General features: G+C 39.0%; 15 protein-coding genes. 4 read left to right on the top strand and 11 right to left on the bottom strand.

Annotated features, from left to right (window positions below):
* Positions 1 to 73 precede the first annotated feature (73 nt).
* Positions 74 to 1,006, top strand: coding sequence for an MBL fold metallo-hydrolase (locus tag AC3FI7_RS16890; RefSeq protein ID WP_343660457.1), 933 nt, complete (start codon positions 74 to 76; stop codon positions 1,004 to 1,006).
* Between the two features lie 31 nt (positions 1,007 to 1,037).
* Here the strand turns inward: AC3FI7_RS16890 and AC3FI7_RS16885 are convergent, their stop codons facing one another.
* From AC3FI7_RS16885 to AC3FI7_RS16865, 5 genes are all read right to left on the bottom strand, one after another.
* Positions 1,038 to 2,573: a YifB family Mg chelatase-like AAA ATPase gene (locus AC3FI7_RS16885; protein ID WP_343660459.1), complete on the bottom strand. Its 1,536-nt coding sequence runs from the start codon at positions 2,571 to 2,573 to the stop codon at positions 1,038 to 1,040.
* 416 nt (positions 2,574 to 2,989) lie between these two features.
* Positions 2,990 to 3,952 carry a T9SS type A sorting domain-containing protein gene (locus tag AC3FI7_RS16880; RefSeq protein ID WP_491460558.1) on the bottom strand — a complete coding sequence of 321 codons (963 nt, stop codon included), beginning with the start codon at positions 3,950 to 3,952 and terminating at the stop codon, positions 2,990 to 2,992.
* Positions 3,953 to 3,992: 40 nt separating this feature from the next.
* Positions 3,993 to 5,381 carry a porin family protein gene (locus AC3FI7_RS16875; RefSeq protein WP_491460557.1) on the bottom strand — a complete coding sequence of 463 codons (1,389 nt, stop codon included), beginning with the start codon at positions 5,379 to 5,381 and terminating at the stop codon, positions 3,993 to 3,995.
* Entirely contained in the window at positions 5,374 to 5,985 is a 612-nt protein-coding gene (locus AC3FI7_RS16870) for an RNA polymerase sigma factor (RefSeq protein WP_228451204.1), read from the bottom strand. The genes AC3FI7_RS16875 and AC3FI7_RS16870 overlap by 8 nt, the downstream gene beginning before the upstream one ends.
* Positions 5,986 to 6,041: 56 nt before the next feature.
* Positions 6,042 to 6,620, bottom strand: a complete 579-nt coding sequence (locus AC3FI7_RS16865) for a DUF4840 domain-containing protein (protein WP_142723474.1) — start codon at positions 6,618 to 6,620, stop codon at positions 6,042 to 6,044.
* Positions 6,621 to 6,940: 320 nt separating this feature from the next.
* Between AC3FI7_RS16865 and AC3FI7_RS16860 the strand changes: the two genes are divergently transcribed.
* Positions 6,941 to 7,423 (top strand): hypothetical protein, encoded by a 483-nt coding sequence (locus AC3FI7_RS16860; protein WP_142723475.1) that lies wholly within the window; start codon positions 6,941 to 6,943, stop codon positions 7,421 to 7,423.
* A gap of 143 nt (positions 7,424 to 7,566) precedes the next feature.
* Here the strand turns inward: AC3FI7_RS16860 and AC3FI7_RS16855 are convergent, their stop codons facing one another.
* The 5 genes from AC3FI7_RS16855 to AC3FI7_RS16835 form a co-directional block, all read right to left on the bottom strand.
* Positions 7,567 to 8,940: an efflux transporter outer membrane subunit gene (locus AC3FI7_RS16855; protein ID WP_228451205.1), complete on the bottom strand. Its 1,374-nt coding sequence runs from the start codon at positions 8,938 to 8,940 to the stop codon at positions 7,567 to 7,569.
* Between the two features lie 28 nt (positions 8,941 to 8,968).
* Positions 8,969 to 12,127 (bottom strand): efflux RND transporter permease subunit, encoded by a 3,159-nt coding sequence (locus tag AC3FI7_RS16850; protein WP_142723477.1) that lies wholly within the window; start codon positions 12,125 to 12,127, stop codon positions 8,969 to 8,971.
* A 29-nt stretch (positions 12,128 to 12,156) separates the two neighbouring features.
* Complete coding sequence (locus tag AC3FI7_RS16845) at positions 12,157 to 13,278, bottom strand: efflux RND transporter periplasmic adaptor subunit (RefSeq protein WP_343660468.1); 1,122 nt, start codon at positions 13,276 to 13,278, stop codon at positions 12,157 to 12,159.
* Between the two features lie 270 nt (positions 13,279 to 13,548).
* Positions 13,549 to 14,313, bottom strand: a complete 765-nt coding sequence (locus AC3FI7_RS16840) for a LytR/AlgR family response regulator transcription factor (RefSeq protein WP_343660469.1) — start codon at positions 14,311 to 14,313, stop codon at positions 13,549 to 13,551.
* Complete coding sequence (locus tag AC3FI7_RS16835) at positions 14,310 to 15,428, bottom strand: sensor histidine kinase (protein ID WP_142723480.1); 1,119 nt, start codon at positions 15,426 to 15,428, stop codon at positions 14,310 to 14,312. The genes AC3FI7_RS16840 and AC3FI7_RS16835 overlap by 4 nt, the downstream gene beginning before the upstream one ends.
* Positions 15,429 to 15,657: 229 nt before the next feature.
* Here AC3FI7_RS16835 and AC3FI7_RS16830 point away from each other — a divergent pair, with 229 nt between their 5' ends.
* Positions 15,658 to 16,482 (top strand): universal stress protein, encoded by an 825-nt coding sequence (locus AC3FI7_RS16830; protein ID WP_491460556.1) that lies wholly within the window; start codon positions 15,658 to 15,660, stop codon positions 16,480 to 16,482.
* Positions 16,483 to 16,595: 113 nt separating this feature from the next.
* Here the strand turns inward: AC3FI7_RS16830 and AC3FI7_RS16825 are convergent, their stop codons facing one another.
* The gene (locus AC3FI7_RS16825; RefSeq protein ID WP_491460555.1) at positions 16,596 to 17,543 is read right to left on the bottom strand and encodes an NADP-dependent oxidoreductase; all 948 of its coding nucleotides are present in this window, start codon (positions 17,541 to 17,543) and stop codon (positions 16,596 to 16,598) included.
* Between the two features lie 120 nt (positions 17,544 to 17,663).
* Here AC3FI7_RS16825 and AC3FI7_RS16820 point away from each other — a divergent pair, with 120 nt between their 5' ends.
* A complete protein-coding gene (locus tag AC3FI7_RS16820; protein ID WP_142723483.1) occupies positions 17,664 to 18,011 on the top strand; it encodes a winged helix-turn-helix transcriptional regulator in 348 nt (115 codons plus the stop codon).
* The last annotated feature ends 226 nt before the right edge of the window (positions 18,012 to 18,237 follow it).

The following is an 18,237-nucleotide window of genomic DNA, read 5'->3' as shown; positions in this document are numbered from 1 at the left end:
TACACCTTTTAGAGGATCAATGTATGGGAATAATCTCTAAATTTGTGAAAAACAAAACACAATTCATTTTAATATGAATCAAAAACTGAAGAGCGACCATGGATTCATACATATTCCATGCAATGAACTTGATATTTTTATACTTTCTGACGGATATTTTGGTATTGGATATCACCAGCCCATCTTAGCACCCGATATTCCTCAAAATCTTGTAAAAACCGAACTCCGCAATCTTTATTTATCGGAATCTTATTATGAGGCACCCATTAATGTGATGCTTATCAAGAAGGGCGACCGCAACATTTTAGTGGATACGGGAGAAGGGTTTTATGATGATGAAAATGCAGGGAAATTATTATACAGTCTTACGGCAGCGGGCTTTGCGCCAGAGTCTGTCACTGATATTCTGATTACACATGCTCACCGAGACCATATCGGAGGAATTCTTTCTAAAGACGGTGATTTTGTATTTCCTAATGCCCATTACTATATTTCCAGCCAGGAATTTGAATTTTGGACCAGCGACGACCCGGATTTTAAAAAAAGTAAAAACCCGGAAGGAGGAAAGCCAAGCATCCCCTTAGTTAGAAAAGTACTTTCTGCCATAGACAGCCGGCTTACAAAATTTGAAATGGGAGATCAGCTATTCTCATGTATTCAGACAGAGGCAGCTCCCGGACATACTCCTGGTCATATTATATATACATTGAATGATGGGGATTTATCAATGACCAATGTAGTAGATCTTTTTCATTCTCCACTGCTTATTGCAAAACCTGATTGGGGTACACAGTGGGATATCGACTTTGAAACAGGTGTTGAAACCCGTAAGCAAGTTCTTGAAAACTGCTATCAAAACAGAACACTTATCTGCTCTGCCCACCTTCCATGGCCAGGAATAGGATACATTAATAAAGTAAACGGTCAGTTTCAATGGATTCCCAAAGTATACAACAACCCTTTTTCGATCAATCTTAAAATTGATCTGGAAGCAGGTACAGTATAATTTTTTTAACAAAAAAAGAGGTCCGGACCGTTTATCCATTCCAGAATTCACGGTCCAGACTTCTGTATTGTATGGCTTCGGAAATATGATGAGACAGAATATTCTCGGATTCTTCAAGGTCGGCAATTGTTCTTGCGACTTTCAGGATTCTGTCATACGCTCTTGCCGAAAGATTTAGTTTTTCCATTGCTAATTTGATAAGGCTGAACGAGGCTTCATCCAGCTCACAGAATGCTTCAATTTCCTTTGGTCCTATCTGGGCATTACTGCTGATACTAAGATTCTGATACCGTTTATTCTGAATCTCCCGGGCTTTCAGTACACGTTCCCTGATGTCTTTGCTTTTCTCACCTTTTCTTTTTTCAGAAAGCTGCTCAAATTCTACTTTCTGAACTTCAATATGAATATCGATTCTATCCAGAAGCGGACCTGAAAGCTTATTCATGTAGCGCTGCATTTCATAAACGGATGAGGTATTATTAGGATCGTCAGGAAAGAACCCGCTTGGGCTGGGATTCATAGACGCTACCAACATAAAACTTGCAGGATAATTTACTGTAAACCGGGCTCTTGAAATGGTTACTTCACGGTCTTCCAGAGGCTGTCTCATCACTTCCAGCACCGTTCTCTTAAATTCGGGCATTTCATCCAGAAATAATACCCCGTTATGAGCAAGGGAGATTTCACCAGGCTGAGGATAACTTCCCCCTCCTACAAGAGCAACATCAGAAATAGTATGGTGTGGAGATCTGAAAGGACGAACAGTCATTAGCGACGCTTCTGTTCCTATCTTTCCGGCTACAGAATGAATTTTTGTTGTTTCCAGAGCTTCTTTCAATGTCAAAGGAGGTAAAATACTGGGAACTCTTTTGGCCAGCATTGTTTTCCCACTTCCGGGAGGACCGATCAGAATGATATTGTGTCCGCCCGCTGCGGCAACTTCCATCGCTCTTTTGGCTGTTTCCTGTCCTTTAACCTCAGAGAAATCGAAAGGAAAGTCGTTGATCTTCTCGTGAAATTCCTTTCTGGTATCCAAAGTCATTTTTTCAAGGGGCCTGCCCTCATTAAAAAAATCAATGACTTCTCGTATGTTTTCGACTCCATAAACTTCCAGATCATTGACAATAGCTGCCTCTCTGGCATTTTGCTTGGGAAGAATAATCCCTTTAAACCCTTCTTCCCTGGCTTGAATTGCAATAGGTAAAACTCCTTTAATCGGCTGCAGACCTCCATCCAGAGAAAGTTCTCCCATAATAACATAGTCTTTAACGTCCTCTGCCAGTATCTGATCTGAAGCCGTTAAGATACCAACAGCAATACTGAGATCATAAGCAGAGCCTTCTTTTCTGAGGTCTGCAGGAGCCATATTAATGGTGATTTTCTTCCCCGGAATTTTATATCCTACATTTTTTAGTGCAGCTGAGATTCTGTAGCTGCTTTCTTTGATCGCATTATCGGGAAGTCCCACCAGGTGATATCCCACTCCTCCGGTATCTACATTCACTTCAATCGTAATAGTCTGAGCAGCCACTCCATGAATGGCACTTCCATAAATTTTGATCAGCATGGTGTGTTTTTGAGGTAAAAATAAACAATATATTATTTTGATAATCCGACACTTAAATGAATAATATCCTGACCAAATTGAGATATTTAAAAAGATTTTAAGAAAAATTCAGAATAAAAAAATCGGTACAAATTTCTTTGTACCGACCCAACCATTATTAAAACTAACGAAAAAGATTATTTCGTCTGAGTTGCAGAAAAATTAAGCGTGAGTCAGGAAGCCGATGCCAGAAAGAGAGAATTCCTTTTGGGGTAATTATGACGTCATTAGATTAACAAGGATGAAATTTTATCTATTGAGCGTAAAGTATTAAAATAAATTACTCTAGTTCTTCTTCAATACAAGGAACATCTCTACTCTGACATCCATTCTTCCTTCCCACAATCAATATTTTGGCATATTCAGATTACATAATCCTATTTTTTTATAAATCTATTTTTATATTCGCTTCCATCCGTACTTTTAGATACGATGATGTAATTTCCCGGCACCAGCTGGCTCACATCAATGGGCTGATTATACCTGTGATCTGTTTTCTTCAGAACCAGCTTTCCGGACATGTCTATAATGGTAACTTCTTTATAGACCTTATCTGATTCTTTCCCAATATAAAGATGCTGTGCAGTAGGGTTGGGATAAATTTTCAGATTGTTATCCTTAACTTTTGTCTCTCCTGTTGCCAAATTGCTGCAGAATTCCCAGTTTCCGAAATTCACTTCCACAAACGCAAACGGATCCAACATCTGGCATTGATCCGGACAATATTCCGTGCAGGCATAAAATCCATATTTACCGGAAGTTGTTGCCACATAGGTAGCCCCTATGACGCCAGGAATGATACAAGGGTCTCCTGCCAACGGAGGATTACTGCTTGGTACACATCTGAACCAGGTATGTTTACCATACACCAATGGGAATATATTATCAAACTGTACAGAAGCACCGTTGCATACTTTTACTGTTCCCATATCTTCTTCATACGTTCCGGGAGTATATGTTGTCATCATTGCCGGAAGACCATATACAAAACCGTCGGCAAATACTGTCGGGCTCTCTGCTGTACAATCTCCATCGGTAACAACTACTTTGAAATAGTTCAGCTGATCGTTACCACTAATGGTTAATTGCTGTGATGTAGCTCCCGGAATCGCTACCCATGGATTGTTATTGGGAGTCTGCCAGGTCCATTCCTGCTTATACCACTGGTATGTGGTATACGTCTGTGTGGTAGAAAGTACTTCATCTTCCGTATCACAGAACAGGACGGTTCCGGGATATTTCTGCCCAAGCCTTGGGCTGGTAATTGTAGGAGTACACTGTGCTTTTATATTCAAAATACTGAATAATAAAAACACCAAAAAAATTAGTTTTGTTTTCATATATGATAATTAAGTTTGGTTTTATTTTAAATCCCCAACATTAATCCAACAGCACTCTTACACCGAATTTCATATTAAAATGAAGCGGTTTTTCTTTATAAATTGTATTGGGAGCATCTTCCTGTTTAAAATGATATCCTATTCCCGGCTCTGCATACACCCCGACTTTATCAATGATCTTCAGCTGAAAACCTGCCGCTGCGTTGACGGAGAACTGTAAAGGCTTGGGCTCCAGGCGTTCTTTCGACGATTCTTTTATTTCATCGTTCACCACATAGGTTGTTGTTATATTTCCTGCTATAGGCTTTTCCACAAGCGCCCCACCTGTAACATACCCCGTGAATCTTCCTTTCTGAATGACGTTATAATTGACCTGCACTGGAATTCCTATATAATGAACCGTCTGATCTCCCTTAATATAGTTGTTGTCACTTCCGGAATGCAGTTCAGAAGAAAGTTTGGTATAATTCAGCCCCGTTCCTATACCCCATCTTTTTCCAAGATTATAGTAAACAGAAAGTCCGAATGTAACGGGTACCTTATGTCTGATTCTCGCTTCTACCGGCTGGCTTTGATTCGCCAGTAATATGGCAGTCAGAGGATCATCATGATACTCGGAAGTAGTCCATACCTGTTCAACATTCATGGCTTTTCCTGTGATTGAAGCATAGCCGGGAAACTGCTGTTCGGCAGAGCTGGAAGCCATATTTCCTGTAAGCATACCCAGCATCCAGGACTTTTTATTTCTGGATTTCGCAGTAGTATGTTTTGTGTTTTCAGCATATACTTCCTTCAGCTTTTCCTGTTTAAAAAGAACCTCATCAGTTTCTTCTTTAGCCGGCTCTCTCACAGTATCGTCAACGGGAGATACTTTATGGGCGATTTTACTCTCCTGCGGAAAAGATTCTGAATCTGTAGGAAGTTTGATCATATCCTGAATATTTCCCAGCTTATTTTTTACTCTGTTATCAGAATCTCTCTGTACCCATGTTTTCTCTGAAGCACCTGTCCTCAATATTTTTTCAGTTAAAGAGGTATTTGTTACTGATGGTATTCCACTGTTTAAAACATACCCGGTTTCATCAATCTTTAAAGAACCTTTTTTCTTTTCTTTTTTCCCATCTTCCGGTTTCTGAGATAAGGTTTTTCCAGGATCATGATGAGGCAGTATTTTTGTCAGCAAAAACAATAATGCAATAGCAGCAGCAATACCTCCGACACGATAGAATAAAGATTTCCGTCCTGTACCTGCAATTCTTTCCTTCTTTTCCACTTCACTCTCATGAATTTCAGGAATAAATCCCGGAATGCTGTTGTCTTCTGTTCCCGAGAATAATTCATCTTTGATGTCATCCCACAACCCTTCCGGAACGTCCTCTTGATGGTCATCCATTCTGCTTCGCAGGTTATTTAGCCATTCATTATTCATATTGTGCTTTTTTTGACATTTTAAATTCTTTTATTTTCTGAACAAGCAATGCTTTTGCACGGTGAAACTGAGAGGCAGAAGAGTTTTCTGCAATTCCCAACAGCCCTGCAATCTCTTTATGGCTTTTTGTCTCAAATACAAACAGGTTAAAAACAGTTCTGTACCCTTCAGGAAGAGACCTGATCATCTTCATAATATCATCACGGGGAATCTCTTCAAAATCAGGTTCTTCTTCGCTAGGAATATCCGGAAGATCATCTACTTCAATGGCTGATCTGAAATCTCCTTTCTGTTTTATATGTTTCAGAGATTCATTAACTGTGATACGGGTCATCCAGGCTTTTAAAGAACCAATGCCTCTGTACTCAAAAGATTCTATCGAACGGAACATTTTGATAAAACTGTTTTGAAGCACATCATGAACATCTTCTTTTTCTGTCACATAACGGGAACATACATAGCTCAGATTTCCGGAATAAGCTCCAAAAAGCTCTTTCCAGGCAGCCTCCTCCTTCTTCAGAAGGTGCTTTACCAAAATCTGTTCTTTACTTTCTTCCATATATGCCAATGCTGCCGTACCCGTTAGGATGTTATAAACTGTCAAGCAAAAATAGATTGCATCTTATTAAAGTGCAATCCATTTATGATAATATCTATTAATTAATTTTTTATACAGAAAGGAAAATTATAATCAATAACCTCATAAGGAGCAACCAATGTACCATCTACAGTAATTTTCTCTGCTGTTACGGAGTATCTAAGCGTCTGATCCAGTCCTACATAATATCCTTTTTGCTTTGCAGTAAATTCCACAACGGTTTTTTTATTAACGCCGTCTACAGGAATCTGAAGTTCCATACTCTTAGGAGCAAAAGTAAGTTCTATCACATTGTTTGATGTATTGATCACTGCTGCATATTTAAGGTCATACTTTACTTTTCCAAGTGCTTTTATGGCTGTTTCTGCTTTTGCTGGGTCTTTTACTACTGTTTTTACAATTTCGGTTATTGGAAATTCGGCAAATGAGATCGTATCTTTCTTTACTTTGAATTCTTTTATTCCTTCTCTTTTACTATTTCCCTGTACAATAATCAGCTTACCTTTATAGTTTCCTTTTAAGTCTTCCATTTTAACAGGAGGTATATCCGGACCGTCATTATCATTACATGAGAATAGGATAAAACCTGTTAAAACCATTAAAACTGTTATAAAAAATCGGGGTACTGTCAATTTTTTCATTGCATTACTTTTTCGTTGAACATTAATTATTTTCGAGTACTCATCTATATAAATCCAGCTTTTCAAAAATCTTGCATATTTTTTTAAAAAAAAGACAAAAATATCTATAACTAATTGATTTAGTGATTATAAAATTTCGACAGCTTTCATATATGTTTATAAAATTCATATTCAAAATCAGGATTTCTACTTAGAAAATGGTTATAACCTGTCTTCTACCTAATTTCTGGTAGAAAAAAAACATGGTTTTTATGTATTGCCGGTACCCTAAGTCTCAGACTACATTTGTTCCAACAATAAAAGGCAAAATATTAACTGTTATGAAAAGACCAAAGACAAAAAAAATTATTTCGACTTTTTTAATGATCGCAATGGCAGGCGCTGTTTTTTCGGCATGCAGCAAGGATGATGATCCTGTTGATGCAAAAGCGAACATGAAATTTACCATTACGGTAAACGGGGCTGATTCTAACGATCAGATTGACTTTCTCGTAAGTGCCGGAAATCATGATGCCAGCCAGTATGGAAGTCCTGTCTGGAAAAAGAACGGAACTTCTGAAGGTAATTCCAATACAAGTTCATTGGGGGTAAATGATTTTACCGGAAATACAAAAACATATGTGTTTGAAACCGTAAAGCCGTTTAATTTTTCAAGCCTGCACGTTGCAGTATCCAACTTTGACGGTGCCCCTATTTCTGTAAGTTACAAAGCTGAAGTGGGCGGAACTATCGAGACCGATGAAAACAAAACCTATGCAGCCGGACAGACTTTCATTAAAGATTACTCATACGTAGCAAAATAAATTTTTATTATATCAAATATTGTTTTGATTGTGGGAATAAATAGCCGGAATGGCTATTTATTTTTTTAAAAACAACAAATTATTTTTGGACAAAAAAGGAAGCCATCTGTATAGCTTCCTTTTGTTATTGCCTGTTTATATGATTATTCCACTCCACCTCCAAGTGCTCTGTACAGATCCACCTCAGCATTTAATCTTTCCAGCGTAACATTGATCGCTTCCAGATCATTCTGCAGTTTATTATTTTGTGCCGTGATCACTTCCAGATAGGTCGCCATGCCACTTTTATACAGTTTCAGAGCATCATTGATTCCTTTGTCCAGAATAGCTGTTCTCTGCTCCAAAAGCTCCAGTCTTTCTGAAGACCCTTTGGATTTAGCCATGGCATCAGATACTTCCCCAACCGCAGTCATGACAGACTGTTTAAAATTAATGGCTGCTTTCTCCTGCTCAATCAATGCTGTTTCATAAGCCGTTTTCAGTTGCTTTTTCTGAAAAACCGGAGCTGCCAGATTAGCAGCAATCGCTTTGGTAATAGATCCCGGAATATCAAACCATGAGTTGAATTTATTCGAATTCAATCCTATCTGTGGGCTAAGGCTGATACTTGGATACATTGCGGCTTTTGCCAGTCCTGTTTTAGAATTTAAACTGATGACATTGAATTCTGCCATTTTCAAATCCGGCCTGCGGCTCAGCAGTTGTGCAGGTAATCCTTCGGACAGTTTATTTTCAGGAATCATTGTTTTAAGATTTCCTTCTCTTTCTATCTTGGCTGGATATTCCCCACAAAGGATACTCAATGCATTTTCCTGAACAGCAATATTCTGCTTTGCCAAAGGGATCAGCAGTTCAGCTGTTTTCTTTTGTGCCTCTGACTGCTGTACAGCCAGCGAATTGATCTGCCCAGCTTTAAACTGAAGGTTCATCATTTTAAGGGTATTGTCACTCAGTTCGATATTCTGTTCAGCTATTTTCAGTTGTTCATCAAGGCTTATGAGATTGTAATAAGCCTGAGCTACCTGCACAACAATCCTGCTTTTGATGGCATTTAAGTTTTCTTTCTGTCCAAAATACTCTGCTGCTGCGGATTCTTTCTGCATTTTGGCTTTTCCCCAAATATCTATTTCCCATGAAAGGCGCAAGGCAGCACTGAAATCATCCATGTATTTTGTTCCTACAAACTGTTCATTCAAAGAACCGTTAAGGGTATTGGTAGAAGCCCAGCTCCTGTTAGCTCCGGCAGTAAGATCCAGTGTCGGCATGAGACTCAGCTTGGCCTGTTTATAAGCAAGATCCAGCTGTTCTATATTTTTCAGGGCAACGTTTACTTCATTGTTTCTTGAAAGGGCCTTATCTATCAAACCGATCAATTTCGGATCTTTAAAGAAAGTCTTCCATGGTAACACTACAGTATCGCCTGTTACCTGTACAGATTCTTTGTACGTTTCAGGAATCTGAAGGTCTGTTCTTGTATATTTTTTCCCTACGGCACAAGACACTAGAAGAGATGCCATTGTGCCTGAAATAAGGAAATTCTTTATATTAAATACTCTCATTTGTCAATTGATTTTCTATCGTATTGTACTTCTTTTTGGCAGAAAACTTCTCATCCAGATACTGAAAGAACATGTAGAGTACAGGAATTACAAAAACTCCTAAAACGACTCCACTCAGCATTCCCATTGCTGCACTGGTACTGATTGATTTGTTTCCTGAAGCCATACCTCCTGTAGAGATCATCAGCGGAACCATTCCGACAATAAAGGCCAGTGATGTCATGATAATCGGGCGTAATCTCGCCTTGGCTCCTTCCAGTGCAGAATCCAGAATCGAAAGACCTGATTTTCTTCTTTGTATGGCAAATTCCACAATAAGGATCGCATTTTTGGCCAGGAGACCGATAAGCATAATCAGTCCTACCTGTACATAAATATTGTTATCCAATCCAATCGCTTTTATACCTAAGAATGCCCCTACAATTCCCGTTGGGATAGAAAGCATAACTGCCAGAGGAAGAATATAACTTTCATATTGAGCCGCCAGCAGCAGGTATACAAAAAGCAAACACAGTCCAAAGATGGCAATCGTCTGATTTCCTGCCGATTTTTCTTCCAAACTCAGCCCTGTCCATTCGTAACTGTAATCAGATGGCAGTTTGCTTAAGGTTTGTTCCAGCTTACCCATCAATTCTCCGTTACTTACTCCGGGTTTTGGAGACACGTTGATGTTTAATGAATTATAAAGGTTATAACGCTGAACGGATTCCGGACCATAAACTTTTTTCAAAGTGATCAGTGTGTTTACCGGTACCATATCTCCTTTTTCATTCTTTACGAAAATATCATTGAAGGCTTGTTCATCCATCCTGAAAACGCCGTCTGCCTTAATATTCACTCTGTAAAATTTCCCGAATCTTGAGAAATTCTGAGACTGGTCTCCGGAGAAATACGTCTGAACGGTCCCCAACAGATTTGAAATGCTTACTCCCAACTGTTTTGCTTTATCTTCATTCACTTCAAGCTCCATTTGGGGATAATCTGCCCTGAACATGGTGTAGGCAAATGCCACTTCCGGGACCTGCATCAGCTGACCTATCAGTTCATCTGCCTTAGCTTTAAGAACCTGAGGGTCTCTTCCCATACGGTCCTGAAGAACAATCTCCGCATCATTGGTCATCCCATAACCTTCTACCGGAGGCATTCTGAACGTCATTACACTCCCTTCTTTGATCACTCCTAATTTGGCAGTAGCCATATCTACAACAGCCTGAATATCCTGAACTTCTCCTCTTTCTTTTTTAGGTTTCAGCTTAACAAATCCCATTGCGTAGGCCGGACCCGCACTGTTGCTGAGAAGATTGTAACCTGTAATGGAAGTATTTTCCTGTACTGCTTCTACCCCTTTTAAGATATTGTTGATCCTGTTGGAAACTTCTGTTGTTTTCGTCAATGCCGTTCCCGGAGGCATGCTTAACGTGTACATAAAGAATCCGTCATCTTCCATCGGTACAAAACTTTTAGGCGTGCTTGACATCAGCCATCCTGCAACACCGATAACGGCTACTATTAATCCTCCTGCAATCCATTTTCTTCCTATTAAAAAACGGACTCCTTTTGCGTAACGGTTGGTCATATTATTAAATCCTGCATTGAATGCTACTGCAAATCTTTGCCCGAATCCTTTTGGTTTTTCACCTTCTCCTGCGTGGTTATTTTTCAAAAACACAGCACATAAAGCTGGAGTTAAAGTCAATGCGTTAACCGCTGAAATGATAATGGCTATCGCCAATGTATAGGCAAACTGCTTATAAAACAATCCTGCTGAACCGGACATAAACCCGATTGGAATAAATACTGCAGACATCACCAGCGTAATGGAAATAACCGCTCCCGTGATCTCACTCATCGCTTTATGGGTTGCCTCTCTTCCCGAAAGGTCTGTTCCTTCCATATTACTGTGAACGGCTTCTACTACTACGATAGCATCATCTACTACAATACCAATGGCCAGTACAAGGGCGAAAAGAGTCAGAACATTAATGGTAAATCCTAAGACCAGAAGGAAGAAAAATGTACCAATAATCGCTACCGGAACTGCCACTGCCGGAATAATCGTAGATCTGAAATCCTGTAAGAAGATAAATACAACAATAAATACAAGGATAAATGCTTCTATAAGTGTTGATTTCACCTGTCCTGTTGCCTCATCCAGTCTTTCTTTGGTGCTCATTACCTTCGTATATTTAATACCCGGAGGAAATGATTTTGATAACTGATCAAGGGCTTTGTTGACGCCTATTTCAATCTGGTTGGCATTAGATCCTGTAGTCTGCATGATCGCTACAGTAACCGCATTTTTCCCATTAGACAGGTTATCTCCCGTATTTGAAATAGCTCCGAATTCCACACGGGCAACATCTTTAAGTCTGATAACCTGGCTTCCTGTGTTTTTAACAATGATATTTTCATATTGCTCCGGCTTGTTCTTCTTTCCTTTATATCTGATCACATACTCTAAAGCAGCATCTGATTCTTCCCCAAGTTTACCCGGAGCTGATTCTAAACTGTGATCAGCAATAGCTCTGGAAACATCAGCCGGTTCAAGTCCGTAGGATGACATTTTCTGAGGATTAAGCCATATTCTCATGGAATAATCTTTAATCCCGAATACCATAGCCTGTCCTACTCCTTTTACTCTTTTGACCTGTGGAATAAGGTTGATATTCGCATAATTCTGAAGGAAGGTTTCATCATATTGCTTATTGTCTTCCGTATAAATATTGAAGATCAATACCATACTGTTCTGCTGCTTGGAGGTGGTCAATCCCATTCTCACTACCTCCTGTGGAAGAATTGGTGTAGCCTGCTGTACTCTGTTTTGTACATTCACCGCAGCCTGATCCGCATTGACTCCCTGCTTGAATATAATGGAAATGGAGAATGTTCCGTCATTACTTGCTGTGGATTTCATATATTCCATATCCTCTACCCCATTGATCTGTTCTTCCAGTGGAGTTACCACGGAACGGATCACAGTCTCACTGTTTCCTCCGGGATATGACCCTGAAACGGTAATTGTAGGTGGGGAGATATCCGGAAATCTGGTCACCGCCAACTGGTTTAATCCTATGATCCCTAAAATGACAATGATAAGGGATATTACCGTCGCCAGTACCGGACGGTCTATTATCTTTTTTAACATTTTTGAATTTTCTAAGAATGGTTATACAACTATTTCGAAAGAACAGTTTGGGCAACTACCTGTGCTCCGTCTGTAAGGGCATCAATTCTGTTGATGGCGATCTTATCTCCCGCATTCACTCCTTCTTTGATAAAATAATCCTGAGATGTACTTCCTGAAACAGTAATCTGAGTCATTTTAACTTTGTCTTTACCATTCAGTTTATAGACAAAAAATCTGTCCTGTATATCTTTCACTGATGTTTTCGGAAGCTTAACCACTCCATTCAGCGCATTGTGAATCATTACTCTGGCCGTTCCTCCGGCTCTTAATAATTTATCCGGATTTTGAAAAACAGCTTTCATCTGAATACTCCCCGTATTTCTGTCGAAGTTTCCGCTGGCATTTTCAAGTCTTCCTTTGAGAGAATAGGTAGAGCCGTCTGCGAGGATAAGTTCTACATCTTCCACAGTATTCCCTGATGCTGCTGCTCTGCTGTGTGCAATGAAATCAGCCTCGTTCATGGAAAAGTACACATTCACACTGTTTATACTTGAAAGAGTCGTCAACGGAGAAGCATCCGAGGGGCTGATAAGATTTCCAACCCGATTCGGAATTCTTCCTATGTATCCGCTCACAGGAGCTTTGATATAAGTAAAATTGGCATTGATCTTTGATGAACCTAAAGAAGACCGTGCCTGGGCAACCTGGGCCGAGGCTGCCTTATAACTCGCCTGAGCTGTTTTCAGCTGCATATCTGAAACTACTTTTCCTTCTACAAGAGGTTTTAGTTTTTCTACTTCCAATCTTGCGGTTTCCTGTGCTGCAAGAGCAGATTTCAAAGCGGCTTCATTGGTATTAACCTGCTCATTGTATACCGATGGATTTATCCTGAAAAGGGTCTGACCTTTACTGACATACTGTCCTTCTTTGACATATACCGCTTCCAGATAGCCTGTCACCTGTGCTTTAATATCCACATTATCCTGTCCTTCTATGCTTCCCGGGTATCCTGTAGACACATCTGCATCTCCGGATTTCACCTGGATAAAATCTGTAGGCAATGCCTGCTGCATATGCTGAGCACTTTCCTGACCATTCCCGGAACCGCACGAATACAGTATTACTGCTGCCATAAGTGAAAGTGCCAGATATCCTTTTCTGTAATTCATAACATGAGTTTTTAAATTTTACAGGAGCAAAATAACTTCATCTTATAGTGATATTCATTCAGAAGTTGGGTGAAGTGTCATTAATTGCACATGAAACGTATGATAGGAAAAATGAAAGGAAAACAGTTGTTTTTCTTATAAATATGACAAAAAAGAAAGCTTATCGGGTCAAAACAAGAGTGAAATCATCTGGAAAAAATTAATAGATTCACAAATGAAATGAAAAAAATTGCTTTATGTAAAAGCAATCTCGGTTATGTTTTTATAAAGTTAATAATCCATCCAGGATTTAAAAATAGAAGCCTTTTCACGGCTTACGATCACCTCCATTTCAGGATGCTTTCTCAGTTCCAGCTTTAGTTTTCCATTAAAATGATTAAAAATATGTTTTACAGAATCAATGTGAATGATAAACTGCCTGTTGGCCCGGAAAAAGAATTTCGGATCCAATTGCTTTTCAAGTTCTTCCAGAGTTTGTGGTACATTTTCGACAACTCCTGTGTTCAACATCGCTTTACTGATTCCCAATTCAGTATAAAAGTATAGAATATCTTCCGCCAGAACGGTTTTATATCCGTCTCTGTGGGTGATAAGAAAACGTTTTCTGTAGTCTTTCGGCTGGATATAATTCAGTAGGCCTTCAATGGCAGTTCCTACCACTGGAACGGCTTCCATAAAGGTTTCGTAGCGTTTTAAAGCAGCATCCAGCTCTTCTTCCTCGATAGGTTTCAGAAGGTAATCTATGCTGTTGTATTTGAATGCCTGTACTGCATATTCGTCATAGGCTGTGGTGAATATAACCGCACTTTTAATTTCATGCTTATTAAATATTTCAAAGCTGAGCCCATCAGCAAGACGGACATCCATCATAATGACATCAGGAACAACATTATTTTCCAGCCAGTGTACTGTTGAAGTTATCGAATCTTCCACAGACAGGATTTCGATATGAGGTCTTAACTTCAGCAACAGTCTTTTCAATCTGTCAGCATTGGGCCTTTCGTCTTCAACTATTAAAATCTTATTAATCTTCATATCAATGGAAGTTTTACAGTAAATTTATCTTCGGTCTTTTCAATCACAGGCTTTGGGTATCCTAATATTTCATACCGGGCAATGATGTTGGTAAGCCCCACTCCTGAGGAGTCCGGCTTGTTGATCAAAGGCAGAAATGTATTTGAAACCACCAATTCTCCCTCGGCACTGGTATAAACATGAATCTCCAGAGGGTTTATTTTAGAGGTCTGATTATGTTTAATGGCATTTTCAACCAGCAGCTGTAAAGACAGTGGAAGCGTGTACATAGACCTGTATTCCTCTTTAATATCTATTTTAAATATAACACCTTCCCCAATCCTCTTTTCAATCAGAAAAATGTAGGATTCTAAAAATTTCAGTTCCTCTTCTACTGCGATGATATCTTTTTTGGAGTTAACCAACAGATACCGGTAGACTCTTGCAAATTTCTCTGAATATTCATAGCCTAACTGCTGATCTTCCAGGATGAGTTCTGACAGTACACTTAAGTTATTGAAAATAAAATGAGGATCTATCTGCAGCTTCAGTGCCTGAAGTTCCGCCGCCATGGCAGCCTGCTTATGTTTTGATGCCCGGAGTTTATGCTGGGCAGCTTCTACAGCCGTTTTCTTCCAGTTTTCCAATAAATAATCCACAGTATTAAAAGCACTGATAATCAAAGATATTACAATATTGGTTGCGATCCATTGTCCCAGGAGCGTATATTCTTTACGGGAATCCATTTCAGGCAATGTTACTGAGGTGCAGTCTACGATTGCATTAATGATAATCACAATCATGACACTTCCCACGATCTGCAGCAGACACTGAATAAACAACCGCTTTACGGTTCTGTTTCTCCAGGGAAGCAGCCTATTGAGCGTTCTGTCAATAAATATACTGACCTCTGAAATAATGATAGAAAAAAAGATGATCCATGAGGCGTCTTCCAGGATCATTTGCAGCGGGGTATTCAGATATCCTTTCCAAACAGGATCAAAAGGATCTATCAGATAGGAGAAAACACAGAAAGTAACCACTGCTAGAGCCCAGATCACGAGCCTTCTTTTCATAGTGGAAAGAATCTTTTTATTTCGTACTATATTTTTCCTGATGGCAGAAATCCTATTCATATCCGGAACTTTGTGAATGTAAATATAGAAATAGATTTTATATGAGTCTTTCCTGTTTCACACGAGACCGCCAAAACGGGAGCTGAAACGTAAAATAACAGTGTTCAAATGAAGATGACGGTTCATCACCTAAAAAAGACATTTCATCAGGATTTTATGTAAGATCACCCTATTTTTATCATAAGCTAATGACTGGCTGTCATAGTTTTGCTGTATTAAATCCAGTACAATGAAAACAATAATTGTCTGCACAGATTTTTCTGAGGAAGCTGAAAATGCTGTTCATTATGCGGCCTCTATGGCTAAAGAAAATACCTATAAGATTATACTGTTTAATCTTCAAACCATTTCCATTCATGCTTTGAATGCACAGGCTTCGGCAGATTTTTTCTATACCCAGACGGTTAAAAATCAAAAAAAACTGGAGGATAAAGCAATGGAGCTTAAAAGATTGTACAGTATTGAAGTCGGATACCATCTGGCATCCGGCAATTTTATTGAAGAACTTGAAAACTGTATACAGGTAAAAGGCTGTGGTTTCCTGGTCATGGGAATGGCAGAGAAAACTTTGGAACAAAAGCTTTTGGGCAATCATGTCACAAGGGCAATTCACAGAATAAAAAAGCCGATATTAATTGTTCCTTCCCATATAGAATATACAGGAATCAGGAAAATACTTTTTGCTTATGACACGCACAGGAGTATGACCTGGTCTGCAATGAACGATATTTATTATTTTATTAATGAGTTTAATGCTGAGATTGAAGTCTTTAACGTAAGCGAAAGTCTGGAAGATTTTACTCAGGTTATTCATGATGTTGGCCTGAATTCCGGATATGATCTGGATGATATTAAATACAGCTTTAAAATGATTCAATCCATCGAAGTCATTAAGGCTATAGAAGAGGAAATAAAACTTACCAGCCCTGATCTTCTGACTATGGTTCCTTACAAATACAACCTTATAGAATCTCTTTTCCACCGCAGTAAAACAGCTATTATGGTTTACAGGAATAAAGTACCATTACTGTCAATTCCCTTAAACATAGATTAAGATCAATAAAAATCTGTTCACATTTGAATTATCCTTTTTGCCTTTAAAGGCTAAATTTTACACTTAATCTTGTTTAACAGGCCCGGGAAAATTTCCCGGGCCTGTTTTTATTTTTAGAGATTTACAATCACTTTTCCTGTAACGCGGTTGGTTTCAACCTCCAGATGTGCCATAGCTATGTCTTCCAGCGGAAATGTTTTATAAACAAAGGGTTTCAGCACTTCTTCCTTCAATAAACCAGCAATTGCCTCCGTGGTTTCTTTTTTAGACGCTACCATCATAAACTCAATATTCACATTTCTCTGCGTGGCTTTGCCTGCAATATCCTCAGGAATCTCAGGGGACGGAAGTGTTACGATCACCCCGTTCTCTTTTACAATATCTACTGAATCAGATAAAGTTTTTCCCTGAAGGGTATCAATGACTATATCTGCTTCCTGTACTTTTTCATGAAAGTTTTCCGTTGTATAATCAATATGTTCATCAGCCCCAAGCGATAGAACAAAATCCCTGTTTTTACCGGATGACACCCCGATAACATACGCTCCGAAATGCTTCGCCATCTGAACAGCAAAATGACCAACACCGCCTGACGCCGCATGGACCAGAACCCTGCTTCCTTTTTTAACTCTAGCAAAGTCTACCAACGCCTGATAAGCCGTCGAAGCTGCCATTGATGCTGCAGCCGCCTGCTGATGAGTAATATTCCGGGGCTTTAATGCCAGATGAGCTGCTGGAGCTGCAACATATTCTGCATAAGCGTTTCCTTTTCCAAAAAAGTTAACCATTCCAAAGACTTCATCTCCTGTTTTAAAATCAGTTACGTTTTTCCCTGTTTCCACTACCTCTCCCGAGATATCCCATCCCAAAACAACAGGTCTTTTTTCTTCAAAAATCCAGTTCAGAACTCCTTCATAGGCTCTGGACTTTACATCTACAGGATTAATACTTACCGATACCACTTTTACCAACACCTCATCATTTCCTATTACAGGTTTGTCTATTTCTGTCAATTGAAGATTTCCGACACTTCCTGCTTCGTTTAAAATAACAGCTTTCATCTTTTTTAATTTTAATTGTTGGACAAATGTAGTCTCATCATATCTTTGCAGCAAGTATGCACTTTTTTGTATTCTACATACCTAAAATATACTAATACTGATTATCAAATATTTGAAAAAATGTTAAAAATAAAAAAAGTCACCAATGAGCCATCCTGTCCTGTGGATTATGCCTTTAAAAGGATTGGAGGAAAGTATAAAGGCCGTATTTTATGGTATCTTCATCTGAAAACGGTCATGCGTTATGGTGAACTTCGCAAAGCCCTTTCTGATATTACTCCTAAAATGCTTACCCAAACTGTGCGGGAGCTGGAAGATGACGGACTTATCCATAGAGAAGTCTATCATGAAGTACCTCCAAAGGTAGAATATTCTTTAACGGAAACCGGCGCCGAACTCATTCCTTTCATTGATTATCTGAGACTCTGGGGTGAAAATCAGATTGAAAAAGAGAGAATAAAAAGCTAAAACAATGACCTGATTTAGCCAGATAACAGGTACTGTTGTTTTTATGCGTTATTCGTCTTACTGCAACATGATATTGCCGTATTAAGGATTTGCTGTTTTAATTTCCATCAAAACCATGAATGTTCATCATGGTTTTTATTCTATGTAGAGTCCTGCCATTAAATATTTTTAACTAAAAAAATAAACACCGAATTCATATCCATCTGAATATCAAAAAGTCGTAAAT

It is taken from the genome of Chryseobacterium sp. TQ-BC-N36 (genome assembly GCF_058382295.1).
The sequence above is the reverse complement of the archived record's forward strand: the minus strand, read 5'-3'. Positions and strand labels throughout refer to the sequence as shown.